The following is a 25,036-nucleotide window of genomic DNA, read 5'->3' as shown; positions in this document are numbered from 1 at the left end:
ATAGGAGCCAACCACGGGAAACGGCGCAAGGACCTCGCCCCCCCCCCCCCCCTCACCCCCCCCCCCCCCCCCCCCCCCCCCCCCCCCCCCCCCCCCCCCCCCCCCCCCCCCCCCCCCCCCCCCCCGCCCCCATGTCCGTCCGTCCCGGTGGAAGGAGCCGCCACATGACCACGCTGACCCCGCACAAGCCCGCCCTCACGTCCCCGGAAGCGGTGATCCCGGCCCCGGCCCCGAACCGTGATCGCACCCGCCGCCCCGACGACGACGGCTGGCGCGAACTGATCGACGCCGTACGGGAGTCGGGCCAGTACCCGACGCGGGCGGAGGCGGAGAGCGTCACCCGCGTCGTCCTGTCCGCCCTCGGCGGCCACGTCGTCGGCGACGAACGCGTCGACCTGGCCCGCGCCCTGCCCGAGGAGGCGGCGAGAGTGATCGCCTCCCAGGTCCCGGCGACCCGGGGCCTCACGGCGGCGGAGTTCGTCGACTCCGTGGCGCTCCGCATCGAGGGCGCGACCCCGGCCACGGCCCGCTGGGACGTCAGCTCCGTCCTGAGCGTCCTGCCCGCACTGGTGGGCGACGCCCTGGTGACCCGCGTCCTGGCCCACCTGCCCCCGGGCTACGCCCTCCTCTTCGGCCGGGCGGAACTGGCCCCGGCAGGCTGAGGGATACCGGGCCCCGCCTCACCTGCCGGGCCCCGCCTCACCCTCCGGGCCCCGCCTCACCTGCCGGCCGCACCGCCGGCACCGGAGCCCTGGCCCGCCGCCGCCCGCGCTCTCCGCTCCGAGAAGTACCCCGCCGAGATCGCGGACGCGGCGGCGGCGAGGCCGAGTCCCGCCACGGCGGGGTTGACGTATCCGGGCACGTCACCGTTGTCGTAACTCCCGCCGTCACTCGTCTCGCACACGAACCCGAGCGGCACGACACGCACCTCGTAGTCGGTGATCTCCACGCCCGCCGCGGCCCGCTCCTCCCACCCCGCCGTACGGCAGGACCGGACCGGAGACGAGTCCGTGCCGCCGTCCTCCGCCTCCACCACCGCCCCGAAGACATGCAGCAGCCCCAGGCCGCCAAGAACCGCCTCCATCTCGATCTGTGGCCGACAGGCCGCACCCGCGCGGAGGAAGTGGCCCGCGCCATCGGGCTCGGAGCCCGCCAACTCGCCGACCACACCCGCCCGGACGGCAAAGGCTGGGTCACCATGGCCGACCCCGAAGGCAACGAATTCTGCATGGAGCGGGGCGAACTGCGCTAACCCTGTGGAGCGGGCGCCGCGCACGTACGCTCGTACGCATGGCGACGGACCACTTCGCGGACGACCCGCGCACCAATCTCGAACGGATGCTCGCAGGCGACCTCTACATCGCCGACGACCCGGAGATCGCCCGCCGGCAGCGCCAGGCGATGCGGCTCGCGGCCCGCTACCAGGCCGCCTACCTCGAGGACCCGGCCGAGGCCCGGCCGCTCCTCGCCGAGCTCCTCGCCTCCGCCGGGGAGGACATCGAGGTACGTCCGCCGCTGTACGTCGACTACGGCAGCAACATCAGCATCGGCGACCGTACGTTCGTCAACTACAACCTGACCGCGCTGGACGTCGCGCGGATCACCATCGGCGCGGACTGCCAGATCGGCCCGAACGTCCAACTCCTCACTCCCACCCACCCGGTCGAGCCGGGGCCGCGCCGCGACAAACTCGAAGCCGCCCTCCCCATCACCATCGGGGACAACGTGTGGCTCGGCGGCGGAGCCATCGTCTGCCCCGGAGTGAGCATTGGCGACAACTCCGTCGTCGGCGCCGGCGCGGTGGTCACCAAGGACATCCCCGCCCAGGTCGTGGCCGTGGGCAACCCGGCCCGCCCGGTCCGCACCCTCTGACGGCGCGGCGCCCACCCCATGGCCACCGGACACACGGACCCCCACCGCCGGGACCGCATCCTCGCCGCCACCCTCGACCTGATCGCCGAGGAAGGCGTGGCCGGCGTCTCCCACCGCAAGATCGCCGCCCGAGCCCAGGTCCCGCTGGGCTCGATGACGTACCACTTCACCGGCATCGACGACGTACTGCTGGAGGCGTTCACCGGCTACGCCGACCACGTGGTGACCGTCTTCGAGCAGCACCTCTCCGCCGCCACCACCCCCGACCAGGCCACGGAAGCGGTCACCGACCTCATCCACACCCTCTCCGAAGGCCCCGGCCGCGACCTGATCCTCACCCAGGAGCTCTACACCCTGGCCGCCCGCCACGAGCCCTACCGCGCCCTCTGCCGCCGGTGGATGCGGCGCAGCCGCGACCTCCTGGAACACCACTTCCCTCCCTCCACGGCCCGCCAACTCGACGCCCTGATCGAGGGCCTGACCCTCCACCGCGCCCTGGACGACACCCCGCCCGACCGCGAACTGACCCGCGAGGCGGTACGGCGCGTCACCGCGACGCCGTAGCAGACCCTCCCCATCGCATCCCGCCCCCATCCGACCCCACTGCCCGTACCCGCGGGCACGGCTCGCCCCGCGCCGGCAGCCGCACCATGCGCTGTCCGAGCGCGGTGGTGCCGCCATGCCGGGAGCGCCGACGCCACGACAACCGTCTCACTCCGCCCCGGCCACCACCCGGCGGGAACGTGCCAGCCCCACGCCGCCGAGGGTCGCGGCGGCCAGCCCCACGAGCAGGGCGACATACGCCCCGCCCAGCCCGTTGCCGGTACCGACGCCGCCCTCGGCGGTGGCCGCCACCAGACCACCGACGGCCATACCGGTCACCCCCGCCACCAAGGCCACCACAGCCCCCAGCGGCCCGCCGGCAACCCCGAGCCGGCCGGCGGGGCGAGCCAGCGCCAGAGCGCCGACGACCACTCCGGCCAGCCCCAGCAGCCCGCCCGCGGCGGCCCCCAGCCGCCCGGGACCGAAGTCGTAGGAACCGGCGGCGACCGGCTGAAGGGAACCGTGCGCGGCCGCCGGGCCGGCAAGACCGACCCCCACGACCCCCACGACCAGCACGGCCACGACGACGGCGAACAGACGACGAACGGACACCATGGGAACACTCCTTCTCGACCTGCGACGGGCTGCCATGCCGTCCGAGCATGTCCGCCGCCACCGCCCCCGGTCGTCCCACGGACGCGGACACTTCCCCCTGCCGCCGGCGCCGCACCCGGCTACCACGAACGCAGCAGGAGGCCCGCGGCATCCCGCGTGCGCGGTAGCCGGCCGCTCCTCCACCAGGGGGACCCGCCCGGGGCGGGCCGCCCGCTAGGGTGCGCGCATGAGCGCAGGTGAGTCCGGTCTCCGGACCCTCGTCGAGGACTGGGCCATCGCGGTCGGCGTGGCGGCGGCCCTGCTGGTCACCGGTCTGTCCGAACAGCGCTCCGCCACCGGCCCCGCCCTGCTCGGACACGCACTGCTGGTGACCGGCGGCCTGGCGCTGGCCGCGCGCCGCCGTGCCCCGGTCGCCGTCCTGGCCGTCACCGGTCTGTGCGCCGTGGGCCACCAGGCGGCCGGCTTCGACGTACCCGCCGTGGCGTTTCTCTTCGCGGTGTACGCGGCCGTGCGTGCGGGACACCGGGGCGCCACGGTGACGGCGTGCGTGGCCGTACTGGCCCTGCTTCCGCTCGCCGCCCTCGCCTCGGGCCTGCACGACACGGGCGAGGCGTTCGCCCGTGCCCGGGGCGCCCTGGAACTGGCCTGGCTGATCGCGGCCGGTGCCGCGGGCGAGGCCCTGCGGCAGGCCGAGCGGCGGGCCGACGAGGCCGAGCGCACCCGGGAGGCAGCCGCACGCCGCCGCGCAGACGAGGAGCGGCTGCACATCGCGCGGGAACTGCACGACTCGCTCACCCACCAGATCTCCGTCATCAAGGTCCAGGCCGAAGCCGCCGTCCATGTGGCCCGCAAGCGCGGCGAACAGGTGCCCCCGGCCCTGCTGGCGATCCAGGAGGCCGGCCGCGAGGCGAGCCGCGAACTGCGCGCGACCCTGGAGGCACTGCGCGACGACACCACCGCCCCGCCCCCCGGCCTCGACGACATCCCCGATCTGGTCGAACGAGCACGCACGACCGGCCTGGCGGCGAAGCTCACCATCGAGGGCCGACGGCACGACGTGCCGGCCGCGGTCGGCCGCACCGTCTACCGGATCGTGCAGGAGTCGCTGACCAACATCACCCGCCACGCCGACGCCGACACCGCGTCGGTCCGGATCGACTGCCGTCCCGGCTCCCTCGAACTGAGCATCGACGACGACGGCAGGGCGACCCCGGCCACCGCGCCGACACCCGGCGTCGGACTGCTCGGCATGCGCGAACGCGTCGCCGCCCTCGGCGGCCGGCTGACGGCGGAACCCCGCGGCGGGGGCGGCTTCACCGTCCGGGCCGAACTGCCCCTGGAGCGGGCGCGGTGATCCGTGTCCTGCTGGTCGACGACCAGCCGCTCATCCGCAGCGGATTCCGCGCACTCCTCGACCTTGAGGACGACATCGACGTGGTGGCCGAGGCCGCCGACGGCGACGAGGGCCTGGCACTCGCCCGACGGCACCTGCCCGACGTCGCGCTCGTCGACATCCGGATGCCCGTCGTCGACGGCATCGAGGCGACCCGGCGCATCGCCGCGGACCCCGCCCTGACCGGCGTACACGTCGTCATCCTGACCAACTACGGCCTGGACGAACACGTCCTGCACGCGCTGCGCGCCGGTGCCGCCGGATTCCTGGTCAAGGACATCCTCCCCGAGGACTTCCTGCACGCCGTACGCGTCGCCGCCCGGGGCGACGCCCTCCTCGCCCCCTCGATCACGCGCAGGCTGATCAGCCGGTACGTCGACGAGCCGCTCCCCGCCGCCACGGCCACGGCCCTGCTCGAACTGACCGTGCGCGAACGCGAGGCCGTCGCCCTGGTCGCACGGGGCCTGTCCAACGACGAGATCGCGGCCCGCCTGGTCATCAGCCCCCTGACCGCGAAGACCCACATCAACCGGGCGATGACCAAGCTGCGGGTCCGCGACCGGGCCCAACTCGTCGTCCTCGCCTACGAATCCGGGCTGGTCTCGCCGCGCGGGGCGTGAGCCCCACCGGAGACCGGGTGCGGACGGCCGACGCGGGAGCTCCCCCGGGCCCCGGGCACCGCGTGCCCCACCGGGACCGGCAGCCGGTGGGCGACGCAGTCCGAACGCCGCCGCGGAACGCGCCGTCTCCGCCCCGCGCCCGGACCCGGTAACGCGGAACTCTTGCCACCCGGGGTGTCGGACCCGCTGCCTACACTCCGGGCCATGAGCGTCTCCCTCTACTACTCCGCGTCCCGTGCCACACCGTTGACGGACGACGAGACCGCCATCGTCGAACGCGTCGTCGCCGCCCACATGGCGTCGTTCCCGTACGACGACGAGGAAAGCCTCCATCTCTACGACGGCGGCGGCAGTGAGCAGGAGGAGATGGTGGCCGGATCCACCAAGATGCCGTTCGACCCCGGCCACCTGCTGCCGGTGCTCACGCACGTGCTCGACTCCCTGACCGAACTGCGCCGCGCCCTGCCAGGAGCGCGATGGCGCGTGCACATGGACGACCTCGACATCCCGTGGCACGAGACCGACGGCTACGCCCTCCCCGGCATGCGTGACCCGGACCTCGCGAAGGAACTCGAGGATCTCTGAGGGAACGGCACCGCCCCGACGCGCGGCCGGGGCGGCAGGCCGTACCGCGAAAGGTCAGCGTCCGGCCTGGAGCGCGCTCCACGTCGCCGCGCCGACCACGCCGTCCGCGGACAGCCCTCGGGAGGACTGGTAGTCGCGCACCGCCTGCGCCGTGCCCGGACCGAAGATCCCGTCCGCCGAGACGGTACGGGCCAGTGCCGCCGTCAGCGCCCGCTGAAGACGCTGGACCGCCTCACCGGACGAACCCTGCTGGATCACCGGCCGGGACCCCGCCGACAGCAGACCCGTCCACGTGCGCGCCCCGACCACACCGTCCGAGGCGAGCCCCCGCGCCGACTGGAACGAACGCACCGCCGCCGCCGTCGCCGAGCCGAACTGCCCGTCCACCGCCCCGGCTTCGAAGTCCTGGTCGTTCAGCAGCCACTGCGCGGCGCTGACCTGAGCCCCCGTGGACCCGGTCCGCAGAGTGGAGTACGAGGCGAAGGAGAGCTGCGGCGTGCCCCCGTCCGTGCTGCCTCCCACCAACTCCATGTAGCGGTTCCAGTCCCAGTACGGCCCGGGATCGGTGTGGTCGTTGCCCGGCACCTCCACATGACCCACGATGTGCGCCCGGTCCTTGGGAATGCCGTAACGGTCGGCGATCGAGCGGGTGAGCGCCGCGGAGGAGCGGTACATGGCGTCGGTGAACCAGGAGGGCTGGTCGACGTATCCCTCGTGCTCGATGCCGACGGAGTACGGGTTGCCGGAACGGGCGTGCCAGGCGGTGTCCTTCTCACGGACCGTCTGCGTCACCTGCCCGTCCGAGGAGCGGACGACATAGTGCGCGCTGACCTGCGCCGAGGGGTTCTGGAACCAGCTGATGGCACCGGCGTACGAGCCCTGGGTGACATGGACGACGACCTTGGTGATCGAAGCGGTGCGCCCCACCGCGTAGTTGGCGGTGCTGGCCGGCACCCACAGAGCGGCCGGGTAGTCGGGCCCGGCGGCGAGCGGTGCCGCGTCGGCGTAGGAACCGCGGTCGGGCTCGACGGCCCGAGGCTTCACGGTCACGGCGGACCCGTCCTCCGCGCGGGCGGTGACGCCCTGGGCGAGCAGGTCGTACACGCCGTCGGCGTAGAAGCGGGCGGTACGCGCGTCCTCGGCGCCCCCGTAGCGTGCCACCGCCTCGTACCAGGCGGCGGGATGGGCACGTTCTCCCGCGGTGAGCCCGGCGGCGTCGGCACGGGCGCGCAGCACGGCGGCGCCGCCGTGGATGTTGGCCGCGGTGTCCCGGCGCAGTTCCGCCACCGGAATCCCCGTGAGGTCGGATGCCTCGCGCAGGGTGTGCTGCCGCGGATTGTCCACCAGATGCATCACTCCGTACCCGCGGGCCTGACTGGGCCGGCCGTCATGCCCGTCGAGCCGGCTCTCGCCGTAGCCGACGGCGACGAGCACGTCGCGCGGGACACCGAACTCGGCGGCGGCCTCGCTGAAGGCCCCGGCCACGGTGGGAGGCGCGGGCCGGGCCTGGGCGGTCGGTGCGAGAGCCGTCACGGTGAGGCCGAGAACGGCGACCAGGACCGCGGGGATGTGGCGGGCGTGCCGGACACGCCGGCTGTTCTGTATCGGTGCCGTGGAACTTCTCACGAGGCCTCCGTGGGGGGAGAGTTGGCTCGACAGGACCGTTCACGCCACTCGGCGCCCGACCACTGAACAGGTCGCACGGAACCCCGTCAACGGTGCCTCGCGCGTCCCACCGGGCCCGTACGTCCCACTGGCACCTCTCCCGCACCACCGTTCCAGCGATGCCCCGGACCCGGGTGACCGTCTGTCCGTGGACCCGCTGACGACCCGCCGGCTCCGCGCCCGGTCGTCGGAACGGCCGGAACCCGGCGCGCACCTTCGGTCGTCGAGCCGTCGAGCCGTCGAGCCGTCGAGCCGTTGAGCCGTCGAGTTGTCGGGCCGTCGAGCCGTCGAGCTCGGTCAATGCTTCTCGGGTGGGATCAGGGCGTCCCGAGCAGCATCGCGACGGCGGTACGTGCATGACAGGCTGGGGCCGGGTCGCCACTGATTCCGGCCGTCACGATGGCTCCTTCGGCCAGCAGGAAGACCGGTTCGGCCACCGGCAGCCCGGTGGCGTGGACCCACACCGCGATCTGGTCGCGGAATGCCTGCTTGTGCGACCGGACTTCAGCCAGCACCGCCTCGGACGAAGGTCCGAGTTCACCGTAGGCGTTGACCCAGGCGCATCCACGGAAGCCGGGCTCCGCGAACCACTGGGCCAGCCAGTCGAAGACCGCGAGCACGCGTTCGCGGGGATCCGGAACCTGCTCCACGTGGGCGGCCAGGTTCCCCCGCCATCGCCGGTCGCGACGCTTGAGCACCGCCACCACCAGCTCCTCCTTCGCCGCGAAGAACCGGTAGATCCGCTTCAGTGGCAGGCCCGACACCGTACGGACCTCGTCCATGCCGACCGCCTGGATGCCGCGCTCGTAGAAGAGCCTTTCCGCTGCGTCGAGCAGTGCCTCGCGGTCCAGCCGATTCTGCTCGGCGGTGATCGGGGCTGGCATCCGGCGCTCCTTGACGTTGAGAACGATCGTTCCCTACCTTAGCTCCGACCGATGGGAAACGACCGTTCTCAACGCGAGGAGGCAGCAGTGCCGGAAGATCGACCGCCCTACCCTCCGTTCACGCGGGAAACCGCCCTGCGGAAGGTCCAGGCCGCCGAGGACGCATGGAACACCCGCGATCCCCACCGGGTGGCACTGGCCTACACACCCGACTCCAGGTGGCGGAACCGGGACACGTTCATCAACGGGCGCGAGGAGATCGTCGCCTTCCTGACACGGAAATGGGAGCGGGAACTCGACTACGCGCTGCGCAAGAGCCTCTGGGCGTTCGACGAGAACCGGATCGCCGTCCGGTTCCAGTACGAGTGGCACGACGCGGAAGGCCGCTGGTGGCGCAGCTACGGCAACGAACTGTGGGACTTCGATGAGCGCGGCCTCATGCGACGCCGTGAGGCGAGCATCAACGACGTCGCCATCCCTGAAGCCGACCGGCGTATCCACGGTCCCAGGCCCAGGGACGAACACGGAGCCGACATCCCGCTTCAGTAGAACCCGCCACCACGCCGCCCCGCCGCCCCGGACGAACCCCTGACGGACCACCGGCCGGGACCCCGCCGACAGCAGTCCCGTCCACGTGCGCGCCCCGACCGCGCCGTCCGAGGCGAGCCCTCCGCGCCGACCGGAAGGAGCGCACCGCCACCGTCCCCGGGCCGAACCGCCCGCCCACCGCACCGGCTTCGCGGCCCTGGTCGTTCAGCAGTCACTGCGCGGCGCTGACCTGGGCCCCGTGGTGCCCCGTACCCCGGCCGCGCCGGCGTCGCCGGATCAGCCCTCGAGCAGATGGGCGCGGCCGAACATGGCCGCCGCGGCCCGTGCGGTCGGCGTACCGGAGTCCAGATCCGCGCCGGCCTCGCGCAGGACGGTCACCACACCGTCGGCCCCCTTGAACAGGGCGCCCGCGAGGGGCGTCTGGTCCCGGTCGTTGCGCAGGTCGGGGTCGGCTCCGAGCCGGACCAGGGTCCGCACGGTGTCGGCGTGGCCGTGGTAGGCGGCGAGCATGAGGAGGGTGTTGCCCGCGGGATCGCGTACGTCCACGGGCAGTCCGTGCGCCACGAACTCCGCCAGCTGGTCGGTGCTGCCCTCCCGGGCCAGGTCCATGGCGAGGGCGAGGACCCGCTCCGTCTGCTCGGGAGTCAGTCCGCCGCCATTGCTGTGCATGTCCATCAAAGTCTCCGTGAACGGGAACGCCCGCCCCGCGCGCGGCGTGGGCACGATGCCGTGCCCACGCCGGGTACGAGTACGGGCGTACCGTGTGTCTTCCCGGCCGGCCGGGATCAGAGGTTGCCGGCGGCCAGGGCCTCGATCGCCTTGCGGACGCCCTCGCCGTAGGCCGGGTCGGCCTTGGTGCAGTTGGCGATGTGCCGCGCGACGGTCTGCTCGGACGCGCCGTTGATGGCGCGCGCCGTGTTCTCGAAGAGAACCTGCTGCTGCTCGGCGGTCATCAGGCGGAACAGGTTGCCCGGCTGCTCGAAGTAGTTGTCGTCGTCCTCACGGTAGTTGAACCGGTCGGCGACGGCACCCACGGCCTGGGCCGGGTCGCGGTAGGCCGGCTGCTCCTGCCAGCGCCCGTAGGAGTTGGGCTCGATGCCCGGGGTGGCTCCCTGGTTGCCGTCGACGCGCATGCCGCCGTCGCGGTGGTAGGAGTTCACCGGGTTCTTCGCGGCGTTGACGGGGATCTGGTGGTGGTTGACGCCGAGGCGGTAGCGCTGGGCGTCGCCGTAGGAGAACAGCCGGCCCTGCAGCATCCGGTCGGGGGAGAAGCTGATGCCCGGGACCACGTTGGCCGGGCTGAAGGCGGCCTGCTCGACGTCCGCGAAGTAGTTCTCGGGGTTGCGGTTGAGCTCCCACTCGCCGACCTCGATCAGCGGGTAGTCCTTCTTCGACCAGACCTTGGTGAGGTCGAAGGGGTGGAAGCGGTAGTTCTCCGCGTCGGCCTCCGGCATGACCTGGATGAACAGCTTCCACTTCGGGAAGTCGCCGTCCTCGATCGCGCCGAAGAGGTCGGCCTGGTGGGACTCGCGGTCCTTGCCGACGAGGGCCTCGGCCTCGGCGTCGGTGAGGTTCTTGATGCCCTGCTGGGTGCGGTGGTGGAACTTGACCCAGAACCGCTCGCCCTCGGCGTTGATCAGGCTGTAGGTGTGCGAGCCGAAGCCGTGCATGTGCCGGTACGAGGCGGGGATGCCGCGGTCGGACATGACGATGGTGATCTGGTGCAGGGCCTCGGGGAGGTTGGTCCAGAAGTCCCAGTTGTTCTCGGGGCTGCGCATGTTGGTGCGCGGGTCGCGCTTCACCGCGTGGTTGAGGTCCGGGAACTTCAGCGGGTCGCGGAAGAAGAACACCGGGGTGTTGTTCCCGACCAGGTCCCAGTTGCCCTCGTCCGTGTAGAACTTCACGGCGAAGCCGCGGATGTCGCGCTCGGCGTCGGCGGCGCCGCGCTCACCCGCGACCGTGGAGAACCGGGCGAACAGCTCGGTCTTCTTGCCGACCTCGGAGAAGATCTTCGCGCTCGTGTACCGCGTGATGTCGTGCGTCACCGTGAAGGTGCCGAAGGCGCCCGAGCCCTTGGCGTGCATCCGGCGCTCCGGAATGACCTCGCGGTCGAAGTGGGCGAGCTTCTCCAGGAACCACACGTCCTGCAGGAGCATCGGACCGCGCGGACCGGCCGTCAGCGAGTTCTGGTTGTCGGGAACCGGTGCTCCGGCGGCCGTGGTCAGCGGCTTCTGGTTGTTCTCAGGCAAGGCTTGCTCCTCGTTGAGTGGTTCTTCGCATGCGCTCAAGGCCTGACGAGCCCGGCCGGCCGGCAGTCCGGGGCCAGATGACCCGCGCTGGTACACGCCCCCACCCTATATTGGACAGGATCTAAGTCAAGGCGGCATCCAGAGAAATACCCACTCTTGAGTTATTCCCGCCCGCTGTTAGGGTGCTGTTCATGAGTGACCTCCTGGAGCGGCTCCGCAAGCGTGGCTGGCGCATGACCGCGCAGCGGCGCGTTGTCGCCGAGGTCCTCGACGGTGACCATGTGCACCTGACGGCCGACGAGGTCCACGCCCGCGCCGCCCAGCGGCTGCCCGAGATCTCCCGGGCGACGGTCTACAACACCCTGCACGAGCTGGTGAACCAGGGTGAGGTCGTCGAGGTGTCCACCGACATGCGCGCCAGGCGCTACGACCCGAACGCGCACCGTCCCCACCATCACCTGCTCTGCACCCGCTGCGGTGCGATGCGCGACGTGCACCCGACGGGTGACCCCCTGGCGGACCTCCCGCAGTCCCAGACCTTCGGCTTCACGGTCTCCGAGGCCGAAGTCACCTACCGCGGCACCTGCCCGGACTGCTCCGAGGGGCGCCCGGCGGGAGAGTCGGCGCCGGCCGAAGCGGGGCCCACTCCGGGTACGTAGGCAGGGGCCGGGTGGGTGCGTCGGCGGTCGCGGACTCCTCGCAATCACTGGCCCTGAAGGATCTCTACGTCCATGGCACGTCCCGCCGCTTCAGCAGTGCCGCGAGGTCGAGGCCTTCCTGTACGGCGATGTTGAAGTCAGGGTCCCGGCAGAGGCGAATTCGGCCTCGGTAGTCGACGATCACGGCGGCGACGGCGGAGAGGTCCGTCTCCGACGAGGCCTCCAGCGCGCGCTGAAGATCGGCTTCGAAAGCTTTCCGGTCGCCGGGAGAGGCGTGTCCGGACCGCAGGGCGGACCGGACCTCGCCGAGGGTTCTCAAGTGCAGCGGCGTGGGTGCGGGGGTTCTGCGTGCTCTGTGCTCAGGATCATCCACGTCTTGGCTCTCCCTGCCCTTACGTAGACCTGCACGTTTGCCATCGATGGGTGGATGAGGGCTTCGGTCACCGCCGCCGGATCTCCTGGATGAAGGACGCCCAGGTGTCGTGGTCCACTCTGATCACAGAACCCTCGCTGTCCTTGGAGTCGCGTATGAGTACGCCGTGCGTGATGTGTGCGCACTCCACGCACTCGGTGGTGTTGCCGCCGCTGTAGGAGGACTTGAACCAGTCGGGCTGGATGGAGTCCTGAGGGCTGATGGGCATTCACAGCTCCTTGCGCACGTGGTGGATCAGAGCGGAGGAAGCCTCCATGTCCAACGCTTGTGCGCGGAGGTACTCGAACGCAAGTCTGTAGCGCTCCAGTTCCTCTTCCTGCTCCAGGAAGAGTGAACCCGTGTGGAAGTCGACGTAGACAACGTCGAGGGCCGCCTCGGTGCCTCCGAGGATCACGAAGCTGCCGAGCGCTGCGCAGTGCGCACCCTTGGAGAATGGCAGTACCTGAAGCGTGATGTGCGGGGACTCGTTCGCTTCGAGCAGTTGGCCAAGCTGCTCCTTCATGGTCTCTGGCGCCCCTACGACCCGGCGGATCACAGACTCGTCGAGGATGGCCCAGAGGCGGGGCGGCTTCGGACGCGTGAGGATCTCCTGCCGCTTCATGCGGATGTCCACCAGGCGCTCGATCTCGGCCGGTTCCAGAGGGATCTCGTTGGCCTTCTGCAGAGCGGTGCTGTAGGCGCGCGTCTGGAGAAGGCCAGGAACGTAGACGCAGGAGAAGTGGTCTTCGCGTACGGCCTCGTCCTCAAGGGTGAGCAACAGGTTCATGCTCTCCGGGATGGAGTCGGCGAACGAGCTCCACCATCCTTGCTGCTTGGCGTCCTTCGCCAGGCGCACCACGGCGTCCCGCTCAGCATCCGTGGCTCCGTACTCACGGCACAGCGCGTCCACGACGATCCACTTCACCGGCCCCGCCTGCGTCTCGTACCGGCTGACCGTTGCCTTCGATACGCCGACCAGCCCGCCCGCCTCCTCCAGAGTCATCCCTTTACGAGCGCGCAACTTGCGCAATGTTGCGCCGAGTTGCCGACGACGGGTGGTGGTCCGTACGGACATGAAACTCCTCAAGCAGTAACCCGGGCAGGTGCTCGGGGTGTGAACAGGCTAGGTAGCGCGGCAGCCGACCCACCATGCGATTCACTCGATAGAGGTCCATGAGAAGTTACACAGCGAGAGTTCTCTGTGTCATTCTCGGTGACGGACAGACACGCAATGCAGCCGTTCGGACACGGCAGGCGCAGCATGCGCGTGGCACGGGAGGGAAAACCGCTTATGCCCGGGATCGACATCAAGGACCGTCAGCGCCGCTGTGTCCTGCCTTTCGAGGCCCTGCCGACGGAAGTACGTCTGCTGCGGCGAGCCGCCGCCACGCAGCTCGGCCAGTGGGGCGTGCCGGCTGTCGGTGACGCGGCGCAGCTCGTCGTGACGGAACTGGCCACGAACGTCATCAAGCACGTGGGTGAGGGCTCGCCGGCGACCCTGATCCTGGAGTGGAAGCGCGAGCGGCTGCGCGTCGAGATGCACGACAAGAGCAGTTCGCTGCCCGCATTGCGCGCCGCCGACTGCGAAACGGAGTGCGGCCGCGGCCTGCACTTGCTCGCCGCTATGGCCGTGGACTGGGGGACCGCCGTCACAGCGCTGGGCAAAGCGGTGTGGTGCGAGATCGAACTGGGCTCGGATGCCGTGTGCCTGCGTATGGAGCGGGCCATCGACGTGCTGGAGGGCTACCGGGAGCGCGGTGGGGCTGTCCTGCACGGGCGGTGTGAAGCCGCCCTGGAAGAGTCAGCAGTTGAGCTGATCGCCGATCTGCTGCACTGGACGTCCGCACGCGGCCTGGACCCGGATGACGTTCTGGACCGGGCGCAGATGCACTTCGAGGCTGAATCCGAGGCTGCTTGAGGGATTGTTGGCCACATTCGGATCGGCCGTTTCCTAAAAGGATCTACCCCTGCCCCGCCACAGCTGCAGGCGGGGTAAGGGCGGACAGTGCACCGAATCTTTCGGCTGGACGTCAATCAGCTAATTCTTGTTCGGTGCTGGGTAAACAGGTCATGGCGTTGGTGGTCGTCCTGTCCTACGAACGCCTTGAACTGGCCGAGTGCGTAAGCGATCTCACCCGATTTACGCTCTGTTTTCTCAAGCTCGAAGTCATGGCCCAAGTGGTTCAGTCGTCGTTCCACTTCAGGCTGGTCCATAGAAACCCCGGTCTTGGCGAGTCGCGCAATGATTTGCTCGGCGGTGAGAGAGCGGGACTGCGTTCTGAGGAGTTTGTATACGGGATCCTGGACAGTGTTGGATGTCTCGATGAGGGCACGCGGTTCTCCCTTCTGCAGGAGCGCATCCCTGATCGCTTCGCCGACAGCCTTAGCGACTGGCGGAGGGAAGGCGTTTCCGATCTGTCGGTACACAGAGGTCTTGCGGCCCAGGAACTCCCAATCGGCGAACTCGCCGTGCCATCCTTGGATCCTTGCGACCATCTTGTTTGTCAGCCTGGGTCCCGGAGCTCCGTTTACCGGCTTGAAGCCGCGCTCCGGTGCATCGTCCTTGACTCCCATGGCGTCGACTCCCAGCTCCGCCCAAGCCCTCTTCGCCCGGGTGGGGCCGAGGTCGGCGCCACCGTGCTTCTTCGAGCCGCCGACAATGGTGGGGGCCACTCGGTTGGCCTTCTTCGCCCAAGCTGCTACTTCCTCGTCACTCCAGCCGTTCTCGCCCATTAGGTCAGCAATCGCCTCGCCCACCGTCAGTCTCTTATAGGCGTGCTCCTGAGGCCATGCAAAGTGCTGCGCATATTCAGGAAGAAGTGCGACCAGCACGAATCGAGGGCGGAGCTGAGGGACGCCAAAATCTGAGGCCTGGAGCAGTTTCCAAAAGGCGATGTACCCGAACTCATGCAGCTTGTCGAGGACGGCCTGCCGATAGCCAGAGAATCGGTTGGCGCTTAGGCCGCGCACATTCTCCAGGAGTAGAGCCTTGGGCCTCATTCGCCCGCAGAGTTCAATAGCCCAGGCGAATAGGTCGCGCTCGTCACTTGTGCCTAGCTGCTTCCCGGCAAAGCTGAACGGGGGGCAGGGGACACCACCAGCCAAGAGTGCGACGCCATGGTATAGATCGGGATTCCACGTCGCGGGGGAAGCTACATCACCGACCTTGACGAGATCGTCTGGTGGCTCTGTTCCGTCCTCTTTGAGGACCCTGCGAAGATTCTGCTCCAAGGTATGCGCCGCGTGCTCGTCCAGCTCGACCGCAAGCCGATGGGTGAAACCAGCTCGGTGCAGGCCGAGGGACTGGCCGCCAGCGCCGGCGCAGATCTCGACGACTTCGAGTTTCTGCTCGTCCTCCGCCGCTGACATTGTGATCTCCTTCCAAGCACGCAGGCTGAGCCCGTGAAAGGTGCTCGGGCTAGTAGACATAAGTGGTTTCCAGCCACACGTCAACTCGACAGCACCCTAGTCGCAGGTTCTCAGCAGACGGGCGCGAACGGCGCAGTGAGCCGGGCAAGATTGAGAAGTGTACGGCGCTCTGCTGGTGGTGCTGCGCTTGGGTCCAGTAGTGAGTTCCGTGCTCCGGTCAGTCCTGTCAGGCTTGGAGCGCTGCCCTGATCTCTGCCTGGGCGTCGGCGGGTAGCCGTCGGTAGGTGCTCCACGCCCGTTCCAGAGGCGTGGTTCCGCGGCGGCCACGTTCTATCCATCGGAGAAGACGACGTGCATCGCTGGGGTCGAGGCTTCTGATGTCGTCCAGAGCTTCATCAGCGCGGGCAGGGCTGTGATCGGAGCCAGCGCGGCAGCGCTTGCACTCAGTCATGAAGTAGGTCTCTTCATCACCGTCCGGCAGCACCGTCTTACGCCCGGTGACAGAGAGGACTGCGGATTGGTTGGAGTCATCATGATAGGACTCACCACCAGAAATGCCGCAAACAGTGCACATGAAGTGATCACGGGCAAAGACGGCCTGCTTCTCCTTGCTGGAGATGGCCTTCTGCGGTGCCGCCGCACGTCGGGCTACTGGGTCCCAGACCGGGACACCGGCTCTTTCGAAGCGCTGGTCCTCCGCTGTGAGTGTTGCGTCCTCGCTGCTCGTGAGTATGACCCAGCCGTAGTCCCGGAGGTCGCGGATCCGGCGGTCCGCCTGTGAGACTCGGGGGAAGGCTTGGCGGATCTGCTCCTTCGTGAAGGTGTTGCCTTCGCGGACTACCTGGAGCAACCACAGAGCTCCGCGGACCATGGTTCCAGCCTTGAGTTCCGGATCGTCCCAGGCAGGCACGGACATCTCTTACTCCGTTCGCTAGGTAGCCGAGCAACCGATTCTGGACTATCCCTGTACTCGCTGTCAGGTGGCCCTGACATGATGCAGGTGCTTGCTGCACTTGGTTTGGGGAGGGGTCTCGATATGGCTGTGAGGTTTGGTGTCCCGCCTGAGGGCGAGAAGATCCGCTCGCTGGTGGACGAGCGGCTGGCGCAGGCCATGGTTGAGGATGGTGCCAAGATCAGCGTGGAGTGGCGCGGGGAGCAGAAGCACCTGCGTGTCATCTCCATGCCGGTCGACATGCTGTATTTCAACCCGGACACGCACCGCATCCGTGCGCAACGCAGCTTGGACCCGAAGCAGAACCGGGTCCTGGAAGAAGAGCCGTGGAGCGAATCCGCGCAGGCGTATCTCCATCGCCTGTTGCGATGCCGACCGTCGAACCCCAACCAGACCGACCCCGATTACGTGGCGCTGCAAGATGAGCTGGACGACGTGGGACAGCGAGAGCCGGGGATCATCAGTCCCGACGGCATCCTCGTCGACGGGAACACCCGCTGTGCAGCCCTGAGGGACCTCGGGATCAGGGACATTCGAGTCGGGGTGCTCCCCGCGGACACGTCTCGCCGGGATATCAACAGCGTTGAGCTTGCTCTCCAGTTGCGCCGTGACAAGCGTCGTGAGTACTCGTACATCAACCGTCTGATCGCGATCGAGGATGAGCTTGCGGATGGCCGTCGCGAAGAGGACGTAGCGCGTGACTTCAACATCAAGAAGACCACTCTCCAGCAGGACCGCTGGGTCTACCAGCTGATCAATGACGCCATCGACCGCAGCCAGACACCAAGTGGCGCAGCGTTGCGGCTGGTGGACTTCGAAGATCACCAGGAGAAGCTGCGCGAGCTGCACCGCGACTACTCCAAGCTCGCCAAGACCGACCGGGACGCTGCTGAGCAACTCAAGGAGTCGCGTCTTGCCATGGTGGTGCTGAACTATGCGAAGACCACAGTGCGTCTCGCAGAGGCTGACTTCCACAGCCGTTACCTCGAAGAGCGCTTGCCTGCTGAGTTGCGGCCTGCGGCTCAGGAGTCCGCCTCTGTGTCGATCCCCGGCCTCGAAGACGTAGAGATTCCCGACGCTACCGCGGCCGTGAAGACTACCCAGGCCCTTACTGACACCCTGCTTCAGGCGAAGGCGGCCGCGCAGGCAGGCGACAAGCTGGATGCCGCGACGATCACTCATGCGGACACGCTCATCAAGTCGGCACGCAAGACTTTCGATGCAGCCGTGAAATTGGCTGGCGCGAACGCCGAACTGCAGAAACGCCAGGTGGCGGTACCAGCCCGTCTCACGGATGCTGCTGACCACGTGAATCAGTGCGCTGCAGAATTCGCGGAAGCGAAAGCGAAGCGTGCGCTTGATGAGGATGCGTTTGACGACGCACTGATCACGCTGAGGGCCAGCCTTGCCCGGCTGGCGAAGCAAGCGGGAAGAACCTTTAGTTCTCCTGGGGATGGTGTCGCCTGGCTACTCGACGCCACGCGGGAGAACTGATGGCACAGCCGTCTTCTGCGCCCAGTCTGGAGATCGGCTTTGGAGATGGCGTGACCCGGGCACGGCTCCGGGCTGCAAGCGGCTACGAGAGCGAGCTGCGGAGGCTGTCCCTTCGTTTCCAGAGCAGCTTGCAGATCTCGGCAGGAACTGTGGAGGTCGAGATTGATGACCTCCTGACAAACCTTGTAGCGCTTGCTACTTGGCCTGAGCCGAAGAGTGTGGCCTGGGACCCGCAGCTCGCTACTCTGGCTCGGGACTCAGCAACCGATGCTCAGACTGTCGCGAAACGCCTTGACCCGACGGGCGGTACGGACGGAGAGGTTGACCCAGACGAAGTGGACAGCCTACTCGGGGCAGACTGGGTCGCCGATCTCACTGCCTTCCAGCGCAGGGACATCGCGAAGCTGCTGTCCCTGCGGCACGGCGCCAACTTCTCCGTTCCGGGCGCCGGTAAGACGCGCGTCGGCCTCGCCGTGTTCCAGAGCCTCCGCCGCAACAAAGGCATCGACCGGCTGCTCATCGTGGGGCCAAAGTCCTGCTACGAGTCATGGAGGTACGAGAGCCGACAGTGCTTGAGCACGCCCTTGCACATGGACGTGTTCTCCAGAAACGCGGATCCGGGTGCGGACGTGCTGATCGTCAATTACGAGCGGCTGCGCCAGGAGGGGGTTGTCAACGAACTCGGCCAGTGGCTGGCTGCGCGGCCATCCATGTTGCTGCTCGACGAAGCCCACCGGATGAAGCGTGGAGCCGACGGTACAGACGGTTCGGCCTGCCTCGCGCTCGGTCCCCGCAGCAGGCACCGGCTGATCCTTACCGGAACACCAGCTCCGAACGGCGTCAAGGACCTAGAAAACCTTTTCGGCTTCGTATGGCCAGGCCACGGCCGTCAGAAGGTGATCCAGGCTGTGGCCGGCGGAGACCTTGCCAAGGCAAGCCGAGTACTTCGCCCTCTGTTTACTCGCACCACCAAGAGCGAACTCAGCTTGCCTCCGGTGTCGACCAGCTTGCGTTCTGTGCCCATGCCGCCGCTCCATCAAGAAGTGTACGAGGCGCTTGCCGGTCGTTTCTCTGCCCGCGCCGCTGGCTCGGAGGGCGACTTCCTTGCCCTTGGCAAAGTCATTGTGTACATGCTGATGGCGGCGACCAGTCCAGCCCTGCTCGCCGTGGGCACCACACGTCATGAACCGTTGTCCTATCAAGTACCGCCGCTCACTGCACCTGAGGGCACCCCACTCTTCGACCTGATGCGTGATCTCCCGAACTACGAGATGTCGCCGAAGTACCGGGAAGTCCTGGCCATCGTCAGCGAGAACGCCGCTCAAGGGCGAAAGACCCTTGTGTGGTCCACGTTCGTTAGAAGTCTCAACACGCTGGAGCGCATGCTGAGGGAGTTCTCGCCTTCCCTGGTTTACGGACCGATGGCAGACGATGACCGCGAAGCCGCTATCAGGCGGTTCCGGCGTGACCCAGACTGCATGGTTCTCCTCTCCAATCCGGGCACGCTAGGTGAGGGGATCAGCCTTCACCACCACTGTCACGACGCTGTCTACGTCGACCGTGACTTCGCAGCCGGCCGCTTTCTGCAAAGCCTTGACCGTATTCACCGTCTTGGCCTTGCTCCAGAGACCGAGACGCGGATCACGGTGCTTGCTTCTGAGGGGACAATCGACGAAGTCGTTGACCAACGTCTCAGCGACAAGCTGCGTTTCATGGGCGGGATACTCGATGATCCGGCGGTCCAGCAGTTGGCCGACCTCGATGAAGAGCCAGCAGTGGGCGGCGGGCTGGACCAGCGAGATCTCCAGGCCCTGATGGGTCACCTTCGTGCCCATGCTGCCTGAGCCAGTTCTGCGTGCGGCGGTCCGCTGGCTGGAGAGGCTTCCCGCCAGCGGAGCAGCACGTGTCCGCGCCCTCTTCACCACGCACAGCGAATTCAGTGACATCACGCCAACCCAGTACGACGCCGCGTATACATGGATTCGGGAGACCGGTCTGCTGGATGGGACACACAGCGGAGTGCCAGTGCGCTGCAGGGTTTTTGACGCTGCGGTGGCCCATAGCGGAGTGCCCTGGCTTCGGGATGCCGATCTGCTTATCCGCAGCCCGGACGAACTGCCGGAAGACGCTCTGCGCGCAGCCGAGACCCTTGGCCTCACCCCAGAAGAGGCGTATGCCCAAGTAGCCACGAGGTGGGGAAAGGTGGATACCGAGGAGCGGTCTCGGATCGGCTCGGCCGGTGAGCTGGCGCTCCTTGAGCTATTGGCAGAGTCAGCGCAAGGCCGTGTAGAGCATGTCGCGGCATGGTCCGACGGCTATGGTTACGACATTTACGTGGATGCCCCTGAGCGCTCCGCCCATCTGGAGGTGAAGAGCACAGTACGGGTGGGGCGCCTCACCGTGTACATCTCGCGCAATGAATACGAGACCATGCTGCGTGACCCAGTTTGGGAACTTGTCATGGTCCGCCTCTCTCCGGAGCTGACGCTCGCTGGGGTGGCAGCGCTGCCAAAGGACTGGATCGCGCGTCACGTTCCGTCGGACCGCACTACGCGTGGGCGCTGGGAGTCGTGCCGACTCGACATACCCCCTGAGGTACCTGTTCCAGGAATCCCGAGCGTCGCGCGCATGCTTACCGAGACTGCTCCCGAGCTCCTCAAGGGAATACCCACTTTGTAGCGGGAATTTTGTAATTCAGCGTCTACTGGCAGAAGTTTTCAGGACCCGTTGGCCATTGGTCGCTCGACCAGTGGCACACCGCTATCAAGCCCGCGTTCAACAACGCAAGATCTTTGACCGACTACCCGGCTCAGAGACTTCCCCGGACGGTGAAGGAATTGGACGGCTGGTGCCGGGCGAGTTGTAGGAGCTATTTCAGTGGGTAGCGCCGGAGGTGCCGATGCGGTCTTAAGGATTTCCTCACGGCTGAAATTACCTAGGGAGGCGGTGCGATATCGGCAGATCGGGAACGTCTTCCCGTCACCGGTAGCTGACGCTGCAGGTCGCGCGATTGCGTCCGTCCTGCGTCCGGAACAGCGAGAATCGTTGCTGAGCGGATATGAGATGGATTCTGTTCAGGATGTACCGTAGAAGCCACGGTCGGGCGGCTTGCCATTTTCTGTGTCAGGAATCGGACGGCCTTGCGCGACGCGAATGAACGGTGTCAGTAATCTGCTGAGCGCAGGAAAATGGGGGCTCGTGCTCCCAGAAGCGGAGCACAAGCCAACCAGCCTCTCGAAGCTGTTGATCGGTGTCGCGGTCACGCGTGACATTGCGCAGGACTTTGTCTGACCAGTAACCAGAGTTGGTTTTTGGAGGTACGTAGTGCTTAGGGCAACCGTGCCAATAGCAGCCGTCTATGAAGACGGCGACCTTTGTTGGACGGAAGACCAAGTCTGCTGTACGGCGAAGGTCCGGCAGAGGGCGTGCGGCCACGCGGTAGCGCAGTCCTTGGGCGTGTACTAGCCGCCGGATAAGCTTTTCGGGCTTTGTGTCACGGCTGCGGATTGCCTGCATATTGCGTCGCCGGGCCGCAGACGAGGCCCAGGAACCTTCTGGAGCTTCCCATGCGGGATCTATGGACACACCGCAGAGGGTAGTCCACCTGCTCGGCTGGTCGCAGGAACCGTCATGCCCCTTTGGATTGGCAGTGCCGCGCTGCGGAGGTCGGTGCCGGAATGAGTGAGGCGACTGCATGGCCAGCAGGGTGAGGAGTGCGGTAGACACACCTCTTGTGGACCAGGGATTGGCGGCACTGCTCGGGGCGACGGTCGGAGTGGCGGGCACCGTACTCGCGTCGGCGATCACGGGGTGGTCGGGGCGGCAGCAGGTGCAGGCTCAGGCAAGGGCGGAGCATGCGCACTGGCGCAGGCAGGTGCGGCGCGATGCGTACAGTGCCTCCTCGCGCCGGCGAGTGAGGCGCAGCACCCTCAGAGTCACCGGCGCATCGAAACGCTCGCACGGTTCGTGTTGGCCCGTCACCAGATGAGGACTCCGCCTCCACCGCCCCTGCCGAGATCGGTTTCGGGTGATGCGGCTGGCGGCAGGGAGTTCCGCAGCCGGTACTTCCTGAGGCACGAGGAACGCCGCCCCCTGCCCGTCCCGCGGGCCCACGCGTGGGGGTGGCACCCTCGAACGGCTCGCCCATCGTCCGAACAGGACGAACGGTTCAACCCGCCCGGGAATCGAGGGACTGTGCGATGCGCGCGGCGATCCCGCCGAGCTGTTCGGCCTGCTCCTCGGTCAGTCGGCTGAAGACGTGTTCGCGCAGGGTCGCGTAGTAGCCGGGCGCCGACTCCGCGTACTTCAGCGCCCCGGCCTCGGTCAGCGAGGCGATCGTGACGCGGGCGTCCGAGGGGTCCGGCTCGCGCACGAGCCAGCCCTGTCGCTCCAGCCGGGACGCGATCCGGGACAGATGCGATGGGGTGACCCGGGACAGCTCCGCGAGTGAACTCATGGTGTGGGCACGGCCCCGGTGCTGCGTCAGGCACCACAGGATCAGGAACTCGTGATGGCTCAGGCCCTGTTGCTTGAGCCGTCCGTCCAGCGCTGCCGGAAGCCAGAGGAGCACCGACAGCAGCGACTCCCACGTGTCCGCCTCGGCCGGGACAAGCTCATGATCTGCTTCCACACGCGCGATCGTAGCGCGTTAGCACTTTCCGCGGCAAGTGACTCTCGGATACTTGCCGTGGAAAATTTTAGACTCTACGTTAGTTTCCGAAGCAAGTGATTGTCGATCAAGGAGTAAATGATGCGTGCTGCCCGCTACCACGACTACGGCCCCGCCGACGTGCTCGTCATCGAGGACGTCCCGGAGCCGCACGCCGGTCCCGGCGAGATCCGCATCCAGGTCACGGCCGCCAGCGTCAACCCCGTCGACTGGAAGCTGCGCTCGGGGGAGGTCCGTGAGCACTTCCCGGTCGACTTCCCGGCGGTCCCCGGTCGTGACGCCGCCGGTGTGGTGGACGAGGTGGGCGAGGGTGCCACCGGCGTCACCGTCGGTGACCGGGTCTTCGGCCTCGGCGGCATATTCGGGGCGACCGCGCAGTACGCCACGCTGACCGCCTGGGCCGCGGTGCCGGAATCATGGACGCTGGAACAGGCCGCCGGTGCCGGACTGGCCGTCGCCACGGCGGGCCGGGGCCTCGACGCGCTCGGCGACCTGTCCGGCCGTACGCTCCTGGTCGAAGGGGCCGCCGGCGGTGTGGGCAGTGCCGCTGTCGCCATGGCGGTGGCCCGCGGCGCCACCGTCATCGGCACGTCGAGCACGGGCAAGCACGCCTATCTGCGCACGCTGGGAGCCCTGCCTACCACCTACGGCCAGGGCCTGGCCGACCGGGTCCGCGCACTCGCCCCGGCGGGAGTGGACGCCGTGCTCGACATGGCCGCCTCCGGCTCGCTCCCCGACCTCGTCGCCATCGCCGGTGACGCGGACCGCGTCGTGACGGTCGCCGACGCGGCACGCGCGGACGAACTCGGCGTGCGGCACGTCTACGCGGAGAACGACGCCACGGTGCTCGCGGAGGGCGCCGCGCTGGGCGCCCGGGGTGGGTTCACGCCCCACCTCGCCGCGACCTACCCGCTGGACAAGGTTGCCGAAGCGCACCGGGTGGCCGAACGCGGCCACACCCAGGGGAAGATCGTCGTCACCCTGTGAACGACAACCGGTACCGGCTGTTCCTTGTGGCCTTCCTCGGGGCCGGCGTCGGCCGGCCCCGGGAAAGGCGGGTGCGGCGGTGCGGTGGTTCCGGGGGCCGTCGGCGGTCCGGCGGGAGGGGGTGCGGGGCGTCCTCCGGCCCCCGGTGGGGCGGTGATCTCCGTCGGCCGGCGCACGTGGTGGCCCGGCTGCCGCCCGTGATCAAGGCCACGTTTCCTCCAAGTCGCTCCATGACGTTGAGCATTGCCGATACCGGCGCCGGAAGCCGGCGGGGATCCGACCCAGCGCTCGGCCTCCGGGAGGGCAACCCAATCCTGATCACGAACCCGCCCTCGCTTCTCCGTTGTCCGCCAGAAGACGCGTGGCGGCACATGTGACCGAAGTGCTGCTGGCAGACGTACCTCTGCCCATGTCTACTTCGCCCGCAAGGGAATCGGCTACGGGGGCTGGAAATGCTGGTGACAGAGTTCAGTACGGGCGTCGTCGAAGCGCCGGAGCGGTTCGCACTGTGGGAAGCGGCGACGGAACAGTCGCACATGCGCAACCGGCTGCGCAGCGACGATCAGGACGACTTCCGGGCCAGGATGCGGGGCCTGGACCTGGGGGACGTGCAGGTGGCTGCGCTGGCCTACCCGCACCTGGAGATAGCGCGGACGGAGAGGCTGATCCGGCAGTCCGACCCGGAGGCTTACCAGATCAACTACTTCCTCGGTGGGGCGGGAACTGTCTCCACGGGCAGAGCTGTAGCGGCGCTGCATGTCGGTGATTTGCTGGTGATGGACAGCAGCCGCCCCTACCGCGGCGATGTCCGGAGTATTCCGGGCGGTTGGTCGCATATGACCATGCAGTGTCCTCGCGGGCTGCTGCCACTGCCGGAGAAGACGGTGCGGCACCTCGTCGCCGTCCCGATCAGCGGGCGCCACGTCATGGGCGGGGTCTTCACCCGCTGGCTGGCCGACCTCAACGCGCGCGCCGGGGAGTTCACCCCGGCCGACGTCCCCACCCTCGCCTCGGTCACCCTGGACCTCCTTGCCTCCGTGATCGCCCGCTGTCTGGAAGCTGAAGAGGCGCTGAGCCCGGAGACCCGCCGGATTGCCTTGTGGGCCCGGATCAACGCGTTCGTCGAGCAGCACCTCGCCGACCCGGCCCTGACCCCCCAGACGATCGCGGACGCCCATCACATCTCCCTCCGCCATCTCCAGCAGCTGTGTGCCGAGAACGACACGTCGCCGGCGGCCTGGATACGCCACCGCCGCCTGGAACGCTGCCGCCTCGACCTGGCCGACCCCCGCCTGCACACCCGCCCGATCCATGCCATCGCCACCCGCTGGGGCTTCCCCGACCCCGCCCACTTCAGCCGGCTGTTCCGGGCCGCCTATGGGATGCCGCCGCGGGACTTCAGAAACCTGAGGGCCGAAGCGGGCGCGAATCGTCAACAGCCGCGCGCGAACCGACAAGGGACGCACGCTGCCCGCTCGGCATGCTGAAGCAGCACAGCAGTCCACCGAACAGCAGGGAC

General features: G+C 68.2%; 27 protein-coding genes and 1 pseudogene. 15 read left to right on the top strand and 13 right to left on the bottom strand.

Going from position 1 to position 25,036, the window contains the following annotated elements; genetic code table 11:
- Window positions 1-164 precede the first annotated feature (164 nt).
- The gene (locus tag ACZ5C2_RS28200; RefSeq protein WP_468797096.1) at window positions 165-662 is read left to right on the top strand and encodes a DUF2267 domain-containing protein; all 498 of its coding nucleotides are present in this window, start codon (window positions 165-167) and stop codon (window positions 660-662) included.
- Between the two features lie 56 nt (window positions 663-718).
- Here the strand turns inward: ACZ5C2_RS28200 and ACZ5C2_RS28195 are convergent, their stop codons facing one another.
- A complete protein-coding gene (locus ACZ5C2_RS28195) occupies window positions 719-1,036 on the bottom strand; it encodes a hypothetical protein (protein ID WP_468797093.1) in 318 nt (105 codons plus the stop codon).
- Between the two features lie 24 nt (window positions 1,037-1,060).
- Here ACZ5C2_RS28195 and ACZ5C2_RS28190 point away from each other — a divergent pair.
- From ACZ5C2_RS28190 to ACZ5C2_RS28180, 3 genes and pseudogenes are all read left to right on the top strand, one after another.
- Window positions 1,061-1,252 (top strand): annotated as a pseudogene (locus ACZ5C2_RS28190) (VOC family protein); the annotation flags it as partial.
- 38 nt (window positions 1,253-1,290) lie between these two features.
- Window positions 1,291-1,872: a sugar O-acetyltransferase gene (locus tag ACZ5C2_RS28185; protein WP_468797090.1), complete on the top strand. Its 582-nt coding sequence runs from the start codon at window positions 1,291-1,293 to the stop codon at window positions 1,870-1,872.
- Between the two features lie 18 nt (window positions 1,873-1,890).
- Window positions 1,891-2,436 carry a TetR/AcrR family transcriptional regulator gene (locus tag ACZ5C2_RS28180; protein ID WP_468797087.1) on the top strand — a complete coding sequence of 182 codons (546 nt, stop codon included), beginning with the start codon at window positions 1,891-1,893 and terminating at the stop codon, window positions 2,434-2,436.
- A 147-nt stretch (window positions 2,437-2,583) separates the two neighbouring features.
- On the opposite strand, the gene ACZ5C2_RS28175 is transcribed toward ACZ5C2_RS28180, so the two are convergent.
- A complete protein-coding gene (locus tag ACZ5C2_RS28175; RefSeq protein ID WP_468797084.1) occupies window positions 2,584-3,030 on the bottom strand; it encodes a DUF6223 family protein in 447 nt (148 codons plus the stop codon).
- Window positions 3,031-3,256: 226 nt separating this feature from the next.
- On the opposite strand from ACZ5C2_RS28175, the gene ACZ5C2_RS28170 reads away from it, so the two are divergent.
- The 3 genes from ACZ5C2_RS28170 to ACZ5C2_RS28160 all read left to right on the top strand — a co-directional run bounded on the left by ACZ5C2_RS28170 (window position 3,257) and on the right by ACZ5C2_RS28160 (window position 5,628).
- Window positions 3,257-4,384 (top strand): sensor histidine kinase, encoded by a 1,128-nt coding sequence (locus ACZ5C2_RS28170; RefSeq protein WP_468797081.1) that lies wholly within the window; start codon window positions 3,257-3,259, stop codon window positions 4,382-4,384.
- Entirely contained in the window at window positions 4,381-5,043 is a 663-nt protein-coding gene (locus tag ACZ5C2_RS28165; RefSeq protein ID WP_468797078.1) for a response regulator, read from the top strand. The genes ACZ5C2_RS28170 and ACZ5C2_RS28165 overlap by 4 nt, the downstream gene beginning before the upstream one ends.
- Window positions 5,044-5,247: 204 nt before the next feature.
- Window positions 5,248-5,628, top strand: coding sequence for a hypothetical protein (locus ACZ5C2_RS28160; protein WP_468797075.1), 381 nt, complete (start codon window positions 5,248-5,250; stop codon window positions 5,626-5,628).
- A 54-nt stretch (window positions 5,629-5,682) separates the two neighbouring features.
- Here the strand turns inward: ACZ5C2_RS28160 and ACZ5C2_RS28155 are convergent, their stop codons facing one another.
- Both ACZ5C2_RS28155 and ACZ5C2_RS28150 read right to left on the bottom strand, forming a co-directional pair.
- Window positions 5,683-7,254, bottom strand: coding sequence for an N-acetylmuramoyl-L-alanine amidase (locus ACZ5C2_RS28155; RefSeq protein ID WP_468797072.1), 1,572 nt, complete (start codon window positions 7,252-7,254; stop codon window positions 5,683-5,685).
- Between the two features lie 356 nt (window positions 7,255-7,610).
- The gene (locus tag ACZ5C2_RS28150) at window positions 7,611-8,177 is read right to left on the bottom strand and encodes a TetR/AcrR family transcriptional regulator (protein WP_468797069.1); all 567 of its coding nucleotides are present in this window, start codon (window positions 8,175-8,177) and stop codon (window positions 7,611-7,613) included.
- 87 nt (window positions 8,178-8,264) lie between these two features.
- Here ACZ5C2_RS28150 and ACZ5C2_RS28145 point away from each other — a divergent pair, with 87 nt between their 5' ends.
- A complete protein-coding gene (locus ACZ5C2_RS28145; RefSeq protein ID WP_468797066.1) occupies window positions 8,265-8,726 on the top strand; it encodes a nuclear transport factor 2 family protein in 462 nt (153 codons plus the stop codon).
- Between the two features lie 276 nt (window positions 8,727-9,002).
- On the opposite strand, the gene ACZ5C2_RS28140 is transcribed toward ACZ5C2_RS28145, so the two are convergent.
- The gene (locus ACZ5C2_RS28140; protein WP_468797064.1) at window positions 9,003-9,401 is read right to left on the bottom strand and encodes an ankyrin repeat domain-containing protein; all 399 of its coding nucleotides are present in this window, start codon (window positions 9,399-9,401) and stop codon (window positions 9,003-9,005) included.
- Between the two features lie 110 nt (window positions 9,402-9,511).
- Window positions 9,512-10,975 (bottom strand): catalase, encoded by a 1,464-nt coding sequence (locus ACZ5C2_RS28135; protein WP_468797061.1) that lies wholly within the window; start codon window positions 10,973-10,975, stop codon window positions 9,512-9,514.
- A gap of 191 nt (window positions 10,976-11,166) precedes the next feature.
- Between ACZ5C2_RS28135 and ACZ5C2_RS28130 the strand changes: the two genes are divergently transcribed.
- Entirely contained in the window at window positions 11,167-11,634 is a 468-nt protein-coding gene (locus ACZ5C2_RS28130) for a Fur family transcriptional regulator (protein ID WP_468797058.1), read from the top strand.
- A 64-nt stretch (window positions 11,635-11,698) separates the two neighbouring features.
- On the opposite strand, the gene ACZ5C2_RS28125 is transcribed toward ACZ5C2_RS28130, so the two are convergent.
- The 3 genes from ACZ5C2_RS28125 to ACZ5C2_RS28115 form a co-directional block, all read right to left on the bottom strand.
- Window positions 11,699-12,007, bottom strand: a complete 309-nt coding sequence (locus tag ACZ5C2_RS28125) for a DUF6247 family protein (RefSeq protein ID WP_468797055.1) — start codon at window positions 12,005-12,007, stop codon at window positions 11,699-11,701.
- 67 nt (window positions 12,008-12,074) lie between these two features.
- Window positions 12,075-12,275: a DUF397 domain-containing protein gene (locus ACZ5C2_RS28120; protein WP_468797052.1), complete on the bottom strand. Its 201-nt coding sequence runs from the start codon at window positions 12,273-12,275 to the stop codon at window positions 12,075-12,077.
- On the bottom strand, window positions 12,276-13,121 hold the full coding sequence (locus ACZ5C2_RS28115) for a helix-turn-helix domain-containing protein (RefSeq protein ID WP_468797049.1): 846 nt from the start codon (window positions 13,119-13,121) through the stop codon (window positions 12,276-12,278).
- A 216-nt stretch (window positions 13,122-13,337) separates the two neighbouring features.
- Here ACZ5C2_RS28115 and ACZ5C2_RS28110 point away from each other — a divergent pair, with 216 nt between their 5' ends.
- On the top strand, window positions 13,338-13,964 hold the full coding sequence (locus ACZ5C2_RS28110) for an ATP-binding protein (RefSeq protein WP_468797046.1): 627 nt from the start codon (window positions 13,338-13,340) through the stop codon (window positions 13,962-13,964).
- A gap of 116 nt (window positions 13,965-14,080) precedes the next feature.
- Here ACZ5C2_RS28110 and ACZ5C2_RS28105 read toward each other — a convergent pair whose 3' ends face one another.
- Together ACZ5C2_RS28105 and ACZ5C2_RS28100 are read right to left on the bottom strand one after the other, a co-directional pair.
- Window positions 14,081-15,415, bottom strand: a complete 1,335-nt coding sequence (locus tag ACZ5C2_RS28105) for a DNA cytosine methyltransferase (protein WP_468797043.1) — start codon at window positions 15,413-15,415, stop codon at window positions 14,081-14,083.
- A 226-nt stretch (window positions 15,416-15,641) separates the two neighbouring features.
- Window positions 15,642-16,331: a hypothetical protein gene (locus ACZ5C2_RS28100; protein ID WP_468797040.1), complete on the bottom strand. Its 690-nt coding sequence runs from the start codon at window positions 16,329-16,331 to the stop codon at window positions 15,642-15,644.
- Window positions 16,332-16,406: 75 nt separating this feature from the next.
- On the opposite strand from ACZ5C2_RS28100, the gene ACZ5C2_RS28095 reads away from it, so the two are divergent.
- The 3 genes from ACZ5C2_RS28095 to ACZ5C2_RS28085 are packed head-to-tail and all read left to right on the top strand — an operon-like array spanning window position 16,407 to window position 20,540.
- Window positions 16,407-17,861: a ParB N-terminal domain-containing protein gene (locus ACZ5C2_RS28095; protein ID WP_468797037.1), complete on the top strand. Its 1,455-nt coding sequence runs from the start codon at window positions 16,407-16,409 to the stop codon at window positions 17,859-17,861.
- Window positions 17,861-19,705 carry a DEAD/DEAH box helicase gene (locus tag ACZ5C2_RS28090; RefSeq protein ID WP_468797034.1) on the top strand — a complete coding sequence of 615 codons (1,845 nt, stop codon included), beginning with the start codon at window positions 17,861-17,863 and terminating at the stop codon, window positions 19,703-19,705. Before ACZ5C2_RS28095 ends, ACZ5C2_RS28090 begins: the two co-directional genes overlap by 1 nt.
- Window positions 19,695-20,540, top strand: a complete 846-nt coding sequence (locus tag ACZ5C2_RS28085) for a protein NO VEIN domain-containing protein (RefSeq protein ID WP_468797031.1) — start codon at window positions 19,695-19,697, stop codon at window positions 20,538-20,540. Before ACZ5C2_RS28090 ends, ACZ5C2_RS28085 begins: the two co-directional genes overlap by 11 nt.
- 444 nt (window positions 20,541-20,984) lie before the next feature.
- Here ACZ5C2_RS28085 and ACZ5C2_RS28080 read toward each other — a convergent pair whose 3' ends face one another.
- Together ACZ5C2_RS28080 and ACZ5C2_RS28075 are read right to left on the bottom strand one after the other, a co-directional pair.
- Window positions 20,985-21,446, bottom strand: coding sequence for a very short patch repair endonuclease (locus ACZ5C2_RS28080; RefSeq protein ID WP_468797028.1), 462 nt, complete (start codon window positions 21,444-21,446; stop codon window positions 20,985-20,987).
- Between the two features lie 583 nt (window positions 21,447-22,029).
- A complete protein-coding gene (locus ACZ5C2_RS28075; protein ID WP_468797025.1) occupies window positions 22,030-22,491 on the bottom strand; it encodes a MarR family winged helix-turn-helix transcriptional regulator in 462 nt (153 codons plus the stop codon).
- A gap of 120 nt (window positions 22,492-22,611) precedes the next feature.
- Here ACZ5C2_RS28075 and ACZ5C2_RS28070 point away from each other — a divergent pair, with 120 nt between their 5' ends.
- Both ACZ5C2_RS28070 and ACZ5C2_RS28065 read left to right on the top strand, forming a co-directional pair.
- Window positions 22,612-23,517 (top strand): NADP-dependent oxidoreductase, encoded by a 906-nt coding sequence (locus ACZ5C2_RS28070; RefSeq protein ID WP_468797502.1) that lies wholly within the window; start codon window positions 22,612-22,614, stop codon window positions 23,515-23,517.
- Between the two features lie 452 nt (window positions 23,518-23,969).
- Window positions 23,970-25,004 carry an AraC-like ligand-binding domain-containing protein gene (locus ACZ5C2_RS28065; RefSeq protein WP_468797022.1) on the top strand — a complete coding sequence of 345 codons (1,035 nt, stop codon included), beginning with the start codon at window positions 23,970-23,972 and terminating at the stop codon, window positions 25,002-25,004.
- The last annotated feature ends 32 nt before the right edge of the window (window positions 25,005-25,036 follow it).

This window comes from Streptomyces sp. NPDC031365, assembly GCF_055569765.1.
This window is presented reverse-complemented; position numbering and strand designations above follow the sequence as displayed.

What these genes read in the sequence shown, in the direction of transcription:
- ACZ5C2_RS28100 (WP_468797040.1), bottom strand. Translation starts at nt 16,331, where the DNA reads ATGTCCGTGCCTGCCTGGGACGATCCGGAACTCAAGGCTGGAACCATG.
- ACZ5C2_RS28110 (WP_468797046.1), top strand. Translation starts at nt 13,338, where the DNA reads ATGCCCGGGATCGACATCAAGGACCGTCAGCGCCGCTGTGTCCTGCCT.
- ACZ5C2_RS28150 (WP_468797069.1), bottom strand. Translation starts at nt 8,177, where the DNA reads ATGCCAGCCCCGATCACCGCCGAGCAGAATCGGCTGGACCGCGAGGCA.
- ACZ5C2_RS28120 (WP_468797052.1), bottom strand. Translation starts at nt 12,275, where the DNA reads ATGCCCATCAGCCCTCAGGACTCCATCCAGCCCGACTGGTTCAAGTCC.
- ACZ5C2_RS28090 (WP_468797034.1), top strand. Translation starts at nt 17,861, where the DNA reads ATGGCACAGCCGTCTTCTGCGCCCAGTCTGGAGATCGGCTTTGGAGAT.
- ACZ5C2_RS28070 (WP_468797502.1), top strand. Translation starts at nt 22,612, where the DNA reads ATGCGTGCTGCCCGCTACCACGACTACGGCCCCGCCGACGTGCTCGTC.
- ACZ5C2_RS28180 (WP_468797087.1), top strand. Translation starts at nt 1,891, where the DNA reads ATGGCCACCGGACACACGGACCCCCACCGCCGGGACCGCATCCTCGCC.
- ACZ5C2_RS28095 (WP_468797037.1), top strand. Translation starts at nt 16,407, where the DNA reads ATGATGCAGGTGCTTGCTGCACTTGGTTTGGGGAGGGGTCTCGATATG.
- ACZ5C2_RS28185 (WP_468797090.1), top strand. Translation starts at nt 1,291, where the DNA reads ATGGCGACGGACCACTTCGCGGACGACCCGCGCACCAATCTCGAACGG.
- ACZ5C2_RS28170 (WP_468797081.1), top strand. Translation starts at nt 3,257, where the DNA reads ATGAGCGCAGGTGAGTCCGGTCTCCGGACCCTCGTCGAGGACTGGGCC.
- ACZ5C2_RS28065 (WP_468797022.1), top strand. Translation starts at nt 23,970, where the DNA reads ATGCTGGTGACAGAGTTCAGTACGGGCGTCGTCGAAGCGCCGGAGCGG.
- ACZ5C2_RS28105 (WP_468797043.1), bottom strand. Translation starts at nt 15,415, where the DNA reads ATGTCAGCGGCGGAGGACGAGCAGAAACTCGAAGTCGTCGAGATCTGC.
- ACZ5C2_RS28160 (WP_468797075.1), top strand. Translation starts at nt 5,248, where the DNA reads ATGAGCGTCTCCCTCTACTACTCCGCGTCCCGTGCCACACCGTTGACG.
- ACZ5C2_RS28085 (WP_468797031.1), top strand. Translation starts at nt 19,695, where the DNA reads ATGCTGCCTGAGCCAGTTCTGCGTGCGGCGGTCCGCTGGCTGGAGAGG.
- ACZ5C2_RS28140 (WP_468797064.1), bottom strand. Translation starts at nt 9,401, where the DNA reads ATGGACATGCACAGCAATGGCGGCGGACTGACTCCCGAGCAGACGGAG.
- ACZ5C2_RS28115 (WP_468797049.1), bottom strand. Translation starts at nt 13,121, where the DNA reads ATGTCCGTACGGACCACCACCCGTCGTCGGCAACTCGGCGCAACATTG.
- ACZ5C2_RS28130 (WP_468797058.1), top strand. Translation starts at nt 11,167, where the DNA reads ATGAGTGACCTCCTGGAGCGGCTCCGCAAGCGTGGCTGGCGCATGACC.
- ACZ5C2_RS28175 (WP_468797084.1), bottom strand. Translation starts at nt 3,030, where the DNA reads ATGGTGTCCGTTCGTCGTCTGTTCGCCGTCGTCGTGGCCGTGCTGGTC.
- ACZ5C2_RS28200 (WP_468797096.1), top strand. Translation starts at nt 165, where the DNA reads ATGACCACGCTGACCCCGCACAAGCCCGCCCTCACGTCCCCGGAAGCG.